At 62.2% G+C, this 7,986-nt stretch carries 6 protein-coding genes; 2 read left to right on the forward strand and 4 right to left on the reverse strand.

Annotation, left to right across the window (positions count from 1 at the left end):
• The first annotated feature begins 33 nt into the window (after nucleotides 1-33).
• Together CDV46_RS26685 and CDV46_RS26690 are read left to right on the forward strand one after the other, a co-directional pair.
• On the forward strand, nucleotides 34-1,239 hold the full coding sequence (locus CDV46_RS26685; RefSeq protein WP_058378926.1) for a urate hydroxylase PuuD: 1,206 nt from the start codon (nucleotides 34-36) through the stop codon (nucleotides 1,237-1,239).
• A gap of 533 nt (nucleotides 1,240-1,772) precedes the next feature.
• Nucleotides 1,773-3,173 (forward strand): MATE family efflux transporter, encoded by a 1,401-nt coding sequence (locus CDV46_RS26690; RefSeq protein WP_254916236.1) that lies wholly within the window; start codon nucleotides 1,773-1,775, stop codon nucleotides 3,171-3,173.
• Nucleotides 3,174-3,271: 98 nt separating this feature from the next.
• Here CDV46_RS26690 and CDV46_RS26695 read toward each other — a convergent pair whose 3' ends face one another.
• The 4 genes from CDV46_RS26695 to CDV46_RS26710 form a co-directional block, all read right to left on the reverse strand.
• A complete protein-coding gene (locus CDV46_RS26695; protein ID WP_058378927.1) occupies nucleotides 3,272-4,117 on the reverse strand; it encodes a proteasome-type protease in 846 nt (281 codons plus the stop codon).
• Between the two features lie 90 nt (nucleotides 4,118-4,207).
• A complete protein-coding gene (locus CDV46_RS26700) occupies nucleotides 4,208-5,008 on the reverse strand; it encodes a transglutaminase family protein (RefSeq protein WP_087726045.1) in 801 nt (266 codons plus the stop codon).
• A 4-nt stretch (nucleotides 5,009-5,012) separates the two neighbouring features.
• Nucleotides 5,013-6,005: an alpha-E domain-containing protein gene (locus CDV46_RS26705; RefSeq protein ID WP_058378929.1), complete on the reverse strand. Its 993-nt coding sequence runs from the start codon at nucleotides 6,003-6,005 to the stop codon at nucleotides 5,013-5,015.
• A 45-nt stretch (nucleotides 6,006-6,050) separates the two neighbouring features.
• Nucleotides 6,051-7,475, reverse strand: a complete 1,425-nt coding sequence (locus CDV46_RS26710; protein WP_176399213.1) for a circularly permuted type 2 ATP-grasp protein — start codon at nucleotides 7,473-7,475, stop codon at nucleotides 6,051-6,053.
• Nucleotides 7,476-7,986 lie beyond the last annotated feature (511 nt).

Here is a 7,986-nt window from a genome sequence, read left to right on the forward strand (position 1 = left end):
ACGTGAATGTCAGGCAGTTGAGGAGAACATAAGATGGAAGCGTTTATTACCGACTGGGTCAATCTGCTGTTGCGCTGGCTGCACGTGGTGGCTGCCATTGCCTGGATTGGCGAGTCGTTCTATTTCGTGATGCTGGACAACGGTCTGAAGCCGCCCAAGGCGGCCGAAGACAAGCAAAAAGGCGTGTTCGGCGAGATGTGGTCGGTGCACGGCGGCGGTTTCTACCACGCCCAGAAGTACCTGAACTCGCCGCCGCAGATGCCTTCGGACCTGCACTGGTCGAAGTGGAAGTCGTACACCACGTGGCTGTCGGGCTTTGCCCTGTTCTGCGTGCTGTATCTGCTGCAACCGCAGACGTACCTGATCGACAAGAACGTGATGGATCTGCAACCGGGTCAGGCTGTCGGCATTGCCGTGGCGTTCCTGATCGGCGGCTGGTTCGTCTATGACTTCCTGTGCCGTGCACTGGGCAAGAACGAGCGCGTGCTGGGTATTGGCGTGGCGCTGTTCGTGGTGGCCGCGACGTATGCCACGACGCACATCTTCGCGGGCCGTGCGGCGTTCCTGATCGTGGGCGCGATGATGGCGACGTCGATGTCGGCCAACGTGTTCTTCTGGATCATCCCGGGCCAACGCAAGAGCGTGGATGCGCTCACCAAGGGCGAAGTGCCGAATCCGATCTGGGGCAAGCTGGGCAAGCAACGCTCGGTGCACAACACGTACTTCACGCTGCCGGTCGTGTTCATCATGATCAGCAACCACTACGCGTTCACGTACAGCAACCCGTACAACTGGGTGATCCTCACGATCATCATGGCGGCCGGTGCGATGATTCGTCAGTTCTTCGTGCTGCGTCATTCGGGCAAGAATCTGTACGCGCTGCCGGTAGCGGGTGCGGCGCTGCTCGCCGGGATTGCCGTGTTCGCCGCCCCGCGCCCCACCCCGGCCCCGGCCGCCGGTGCGCACGGTGAAGCCGCCGCCCCTGCCGTGAAGCTCTCGGAGATTCAGCCGATCCTCACGCAGCGTTGCGCGACGTGCCACTCGGCCAAGCCGACCATGATGGGCAGCGCACCGGCAGGTGTGATGCTCGACACGCCGGCCGAGATCTCGCAGAACGCACAGCGCATTTATCAACAAAGCGTGGCGCTCAAGTCGATGCCGCTGGGTAACGTGACCCAGATGACGGATGAAGAACGCCAGAAGATTGCCGCTTGGTTCAACGGCGGCGCACAACAATAACGGCTACGACCGTCTTTCTTGCTGGACCCATGTTGGGGCGCTTCGGCGCCCCTTTTTTATGGATGTACGCGTCGACGCCCCCCCCCAAAGCCAGCCAAAGCTATTTCCCATGACGTTATAAAAATCAAACACTTGGGAACTTTGTTACGCTGGCGCGGGTCTGTTCTACGCGCCCGGCAGTCCGGGGGTGACGTTCAGAAGGTAACCAATACGGGGAATCTCCCCGCAACCTTCCAACGACGTCAGATGACCGGCGCGATGCCTTCACCGGCAGGCGCGTCACGCAAAAACACCATGAATTTCCTCCTGTTTTCCGATTCACGGCAAGGCGTTGTCTGGGTGCATTTGCATCAGGCGATGTTCCCGCCGTCCTTCCTGCCGACCCGATAACGCCAACGCGCGTTACCTCGGGCGGAGCGGGTGCGCCATCGCTTGCGCGCGCCCGGTAATACTCCCCATCTCGCTGTACCTGATGTGCAAGCCACGGTGAGCCGCGTCCCGACACGACGCGGCGATATGTCATCGAGGGGACCATGTCCAACATGTCTCATTCCAATTCTTATTCGTCCACGCAGGGCGTGAGGACGCCTGCGTTCAAACAACTTTTCAAGCAGTTCACTGCACTCGCGATTCCGACCATCTTGTCCGGATGGGTCTACACGATCTACACACTGATCGACGGGATCTTCATCGGCCGCTACGTCGGCCAACAGGCACTCGCCGCGCTTAACCTCGTGGTGCCGCTGCTGTATGTGCCCTACGCCTTCAGCGTCATGGTCGGCGTGGGCGGTGCCACGCTCATCGCCCGTTTGCTGGGCGAAGGCCGCGAGGCCGACGCCCGCCGTGCGTTCTCGCAGGTGCTTTGGGCGATGCTCGCCTTCGGCATCATGATGAGCGCTGCCGTCTTGCTGTTCCGTCATGAGATCGCTGCTGCACTGGGCGCAGAGGGTGCCATCGCCGCCGACGTGGTGGCCTATTTGTCCGGCTGGGGCTGGTTCGTGCTGTTCGCGAACGGCCTGTACGCGATGGAGCTCTTCCTGCGTGTGGAAGGCGCACCGGCTGCTCGTTTCGGCTTGTACGCGATGTTTCTTGGCGCGCTGGCCAACGTGGCGCTCGACTACTGGTTCATCGCCGTCAAGGGCATGGGCATGTACGGCGCGTCGCTGGCGACGGGTCTGTCGATGATGGTGTCGAGCAGCGTGATGCTGGCGTATCACTTCGTATTCGCGAAGCAGGTCGTGCCAGCGCGTCGCGCGTTCGGTGCAGGCGAATCGTATGTGGGGCGCGTGATGTACAACGGCGCGTCGGAGTTTCTCGGCGCCATCGCCCCGGCGATCACGGTGTTTGCGTTCAACCGCGTGATTCTGTCTAACTTCGGCGAGTCTGGTCTGGCGGCGTATGCGATTCTCGAATACATGACGCTGGGCGCGACGGTCACGATGGTGGCGCTGGTGCAGAGCATGCAGCCGATGATCAGCTACTATCGCGGCGCTCGCGATATGGCGGCCCTGAAGGGATCGTTCAAGCTTGGCGTAATCGCGGTGATGGGCTTTTCGGTGCTGGTGGCCATTGCCATGGCGACACTCTCGCGCCCGCTCACGTTCCTGTTTCTGCCGGAAGGCGGCAATGCGTGGTCGATTCTGGAGCACGCGGTGCTGTGGTACGCGCTGGCGTTTCTACCGGCAGCGGGCAACCTGATCGTCGCGGGCTTTCTGACGGCGATCGAGGCCCCCGGCCCGTCGGCGGCCATCGCTACGTTGCGTAGCTGGGTGTTGCTGCTGGGCCTGCTGTGGTTCCTGAACGTCTGGTTCGGTGGCGCGGCCATCTGGTACACGCTGCTGATCACGGAAATACTGACGTTGGGCGTGAGCGCGTGGCTGTACTGGCGCACGGTCAACGGCGGTGAAATGCTCGCCCCGCAGATGCAGGCTTGATGCCGGATCGGTAGCATCCATCGGCAAGACAAATAAGAACGGCGTGACTTGAGTCACGCCGTTTTTTCATGCGGCGCTGGTTATCCGATGGCCTGCGTTCAGGACGGCATCTTGAGCTTGAAGGTCTGCGCAAGCGACTGCACGGTGCCCGGCTCGGTCGCCCCGGGCACGCCATCGGGCGGCACGGCCAACGGCGGCAGCCCGGTCGGGGTATCCGGCACGGTGGCGGCCCACTGCGGCTCGGGCAGTTCGTCGAACACCTGACGCAGGCGCTCGCCCCACGTGTCGTGAATCATCTTGTAGTAGACGTTCTCGTCGTTGAGCGACGCGAAGCGCGTCACGCGCAGCGAATTCTCTTCATACACGAGCAGATCGAGCGGCAGCCCCACCGACACGTTGGAGCGCAGCGTGGAATCCATGGAGATCAGCGCGCACTTGGCACCGTCGTCGAGCGACGTGGCTGGCGTGACGAGCCGGTCGATGATCGGCTTGCCGTACTTCGATTCGCCGATCTGGAAATACGGGTTCACGGACGACGCTTCGATGAAGTTGCCCGCCGAATAAAGCTGAAACAGGCGGCTCGGCGCCCCGGCAATCTGGCCGCCCAGCAGGAAGCTGCAATTGAAGTCGACGCCGAACGCTTCGAGCGCTTTTGCATCGCGCTCGTACACGTCACGAATGGCCTGCCCCACGACGCGCGCTACGTCGGTCATGGTTTTGGCATTCCAGAGGGTATTGGCGTCGCGCGCTTCGACGAGGTGCTGGCGCACGGCCTGCGTGACGGCGAGGTTACCCGCCGAGAGCAACACGAGCACACGCTCGCCCGGGCGCTCGAACACCAGCATTTTGCGGAAGGTGCTCACGTGATCGACCCCCGCGTTGGTACGGGTATCGGAGAGAAAGACCAGCCCGGCATCGAGCTTCATGGCCACGCAATACGTCATGTCGTTCCTGTCTTGCAAAGCAGGGGCACCGTCCAATTCGGTGCCCCTGCGAGTGAATCTTGTTAGGGTACTGCCAGTGACTGATAGTGACTACTGGTCGAGCGGCGCCGCATCGACCTTGACGGACACATGCAGCGCTTCGGTCGCCCCGCCGCTGCGCATACCGCGCACCGGGGCGGCGGACTCGTAGTCGCGCCCCACGGCCAGCCGGCAATAGTTGCCACTGGCGAAGCACGCGTGCGTGACGTCGATGCTAACCCATCCGGCCCCGTCGACCCAGACGTCGACCCATGCATGGCTTGCCGCATGGGGCACGTCGCCCGGATCGATGTAGCCGCTGACGTACCGCGCAGGCACGCCGCGCGCCCGGCAGATGGCCAGCATCAGATGCGCATGATCCTGACACACGCCCCGCCCCAGCGCCAACGCTTGCGCGGCGGTGCTGGTCACGGCAGTGATGCCCGACTCGTATTCGACGTTGTTGCAGATGATTGCCGCCAGCGCCAGCAGCTCGTCGGGCGTGGTAAGCCCAGTGTCTGCGGCCATGGCGTCGATGGCCTCGCTACGGGCGGTCAGCGGCGTCGGGCTGGCGAAGGATAACACCGGTACGGTGTGGGCCGTCTCGCCGAGCCGCCCGTCGACCAGTGGGGTGGTTTCGATTTCGCCTTCGGCGAGCAGGTGGATTTCGCTATGCGGCTGGTGCAGCACCAGCGTGTGCATGTCGTTGCCGTAAGCATCGCGCGCGGCGGTGAGCTTGCCGGGCGCGTTGAGCCGCCAGTGCACGACGCGCTGCACTTCCGACGACGGCGGCGTGAGCCGCAGTTGCTGGATGGTGTAACGCACCGGCGTGTCGTAGCGGTAGGTTGTCTCGTGACGAATAGTCAGGCGCATGGCATCAGGCCGCGAGCGGGATCAGGAACGTCTGGCTGATCTTGTTGCCGAGCACGGACACGCGCTCGAGAAACTCGGTCAGAACCGGGTGCAAGCCTTGCTGCTGAATCTGCTGGATATCGGTGTATTTGAGTTCGGCGTGCAGTTTGCCCGCATACCGTTCGACGTCGCCGGACTGCGCGTTGGACAAGGTGGCGAGGTTTTCGCACACGCCCGTAAGTGAGGCGAGCAGCGAGCGCGGCATATGGGCGTTGAGCATGAGCAATTCGACGACGCGCTCGGGGGTAATCACGTCGCGATAGACCTTCCGGTAAATTTCGAAACCGGACACGCTGCGCAGCACGGCCGACCAGTAGTAAAAATCGGTCGGATGCGACGCGTCGGGGCCCGCCCGGTCGGTGCGCACGGCCTCGTGAAAGCGCACGTCGAGGATACGGGCGGTGTTGTCGGCGCGCTCGAGAAAGAGGCCGAGCCGGGTGAAGTAAAACGCGTCGTCCTGAAACAGGGTGCCGAAGCTGACGCCGCGCGAGAGATGCGAGCGCACTTTGACCCACTCGAAGAGGTGCGCCGGGTCATGCTCGAGCAGGTCGATCATGCGGGGGAATTCGAGCCACGTGCTGTTGACGGTTTCCCACAGTTCGGTAGTGAGCGTGCCGCGCACGGCGCGGGCGTTTTCGCGGGCGGCCGCGAGGCAACACGCGATGCTCGACGGGTTGTCGCGATCGCGCACAACAAAGTCGAGCACGTTGGCACGCGTGGCGCGGCTGTGTTTGCGATTGAAAGCAGGTTCGAGTTCTGAAATTCGCAACGTGGCGCGCCAGCCGGCTTCGTCGTTGAGACCGGCCAGCGAGATGGGAGCGTTGTCGTCTTCGTCGTCGATGACGTCTTGCGGGAGCAGCAGGTTCTGCAAGTTGACGTCGAGCAGACGCGCGGTATTTTCGGCCCGCTCCATGTAGCGGGCCATCCAGAACAGGTGGTCGGCGGTACGGCTGAGCATGATCTCTTCCCGAGTTTGATGACGTAGTTCTGGCTGTCGATTCGGTTACTTCTCAAGCACCCACGTGTCTTTGGTGCCCCCGCCCTGCGATGAGTTGACGACGAGCGAGCCCTCGGTCAGCGCCACGCGCGTGAGGCCGCCCGGCACCATGGTGATGTTCTTGCCGGATGACAGCACGAACGGCCGCAGATCGATGTGTCTCGGGGCGATGCCGGCTTCGACGAAGGTCGGACAAGCGGACAGCGCCAGCGTGGGCTGGGCGATGTAGCCGTCGGGCTTGGCAAGCAAGCGTTGCCGGAAGGCTTCGATCTCCGCCTTGGTCGACGCCGGCCCGACGAGCATGCCGTAGCCGCCGGCGCCGTGCACTTCCTTGACGACGAGCTCGCCGAGGTTATCGAGGGTGTACGCAAGATCGTCGGCGCGCCGGCACTGGTAGGTAGGCACGTTGTTCAGAATCGGCTTTTCGCCGAGATAGAACTCGATCATGTCGGGCACGAACGGGTAGATGGACTTGTCATCGGCGACGCCAGTGCCGATGGCGTTGGCCAGCGTGACGCGGCCCGCACGATAGACGCTCAGCAAACCCGGCACGCCCAGCGTGGAGTCGGCACGGAACGCCAGCGGATCGAGAAAGTCGTCGTCGATACGACGGTAAATGACGTCGACGCGCTTGGGGCCGTTGGTGGTGCGCATGTAGACAAGATTGTCTTCAACGAACAAATCCTGCCCTTCGACCAACTCGATGCCCATCTGCTGGGCCAGAAACGCATGCTCGAAGTACGCGGAGTTATAAATACCCGGGGTCATGACGACGACGGTCGGGTCGTCAACGCCGATAGGCGCGACGGCGCGCAGGTTGTCGAGCAACATATCGGGGTAATGCTCGACCGGTGCGATGCGGTTCCGGGCGAACAGCTCCGGGAACAGCCGCATCATCATCTTTCGGTTTTCTAGCATGTAGGACACGCCGGATGGCACGCGCAGGTTGTCCTCCAGCACGTAGAACACACCATCGTCGCCGGTTCCCGCTCTGACGACATCGACCCCTGCGATATGCGCGTAGATGTTGCCGGGCACGTCGACACCCTGCATCTCCGGCCGATACTGAGCGTTCATCAACACCTGCTCAGCCGGGATGACGCCCGCGCGCAAAATGTCCTGATCGTGATAAACGTCGTGAATGAACCGGTTCAGCGCATCGACCCGCTGACGCAAACCAGTCTGCAAGGTCTGCCACTCATGCGCTGGAATGATTCTCGGGATGAGGTCGAAAGGTATGAGCCGCTCGGTACCCGCCTCGTTGCCATACACGGCAAAGGTGATCCCCACCCGTCGGAACGCAAGGTCAGCCTCGGTCCGCTTATGGTGCAAAACATCGTCGGACTGACACTTGAGCCAATCGTCAAATCGACGGTAGTGCGAGCGAGTCGTGCCTGTGATGCTCGCCATCTCGTTATAGCTCTCGACCATACGCTTCTCCGCAGATTGCTGTGTCGAGATCGAGCAATATCCATGCCCGAGCTTTTTTGATCACTTTCGGCACGATTTCGGTGCGGTTTCCTCCACTACGCACCATGCCGGTGATTTTGAGTATAGGTCGGCGCGTTCGTTGGCACAGGATTTAGCCTTTTAGACCTCCTCGCTGGACACACCGAAACCTCCCCGCTGGACACGCCGAAACCTCCCCGCTGGACAGACCGAAGCCCCTTCCCGCTGCTCAGACAGTGTTCAACTCGCCTCGGGAAGGGGCTCCGGTCTATCCCTACCCACGTCGCTGGTCCCTCCGGCGACACCGCCCCCTCCGCTCTTCGTTTCCTCTTCCCGCCAAACAAAAACGCCAGACATCGTCTGGCGTTCTTGTTTGATTCCCTGCAAGGCTGCCTGTTATGCAGCCTTCTGCCCGCCCTGCACTTTGTCCAACTCGGCCTGCGTCAACCAATACGATCCCGGCAAATCCTGCTCGTCACAGTTGTGACCCTCT

The sequence above is a fragment of the Pandoraea sp. PE-S2T-3 genome (assembly GCF_002179965.1).
GTDB lineage: Bacteria > Pseudomonadota > Gammaproteobacteria > Burkholderiales > Burkholderiaceae > Pandoraea.

What these genes read in the sequence shown, in the direction of transcription:
- CDV46_RS26710 (WP_176399213.1), bottom strand. Translation starts at nt 7,475, where the DNA reads ATGGTCGAGAGCTATAACGAGATGGCGAGCATCACAGGCACGACTCGC.
- CDV46_RS26690 (WP_254916236.1), top strand. Translation starts at nt 1,773, where the DNA reads ATGTCCAACATGTCTCATTCCAATTCTTATTCGTCCACGCAGGGCGTG.
- CDV46_RS26685 (WP_058378926.1), top strand. Translation starts at nt 34, where the DNA reads ATGGAAGCGTTTATTACCGACTGGGTCAATCTGCTGTTGCGCTGGCTG.
- CDV46_RS26695 (WP_058378927.1), bottom strand. Translation starts at nt 4,117, where the DNA reads ATGACGTATTGCGTGGCCATGAAGCTCGATGCCGGGCTGGTCTTTCTC.
- CDV46_RS26700 (WP_087726045.1), bottom strand. Translation starts at nt 5,008, where the DNA reads ATGCGCCTGACTATTCGTCACGAGACAACCTACCGCTACGACACGCCG.
- CDV46_RS26705 (WP_058378929.1), bottom strand. Translation starts at nt 6,005, where the DNA reads ATGCTCAGCCGTACCGCCGACCACCTGTTCTGGATGGCCCGCTACATG.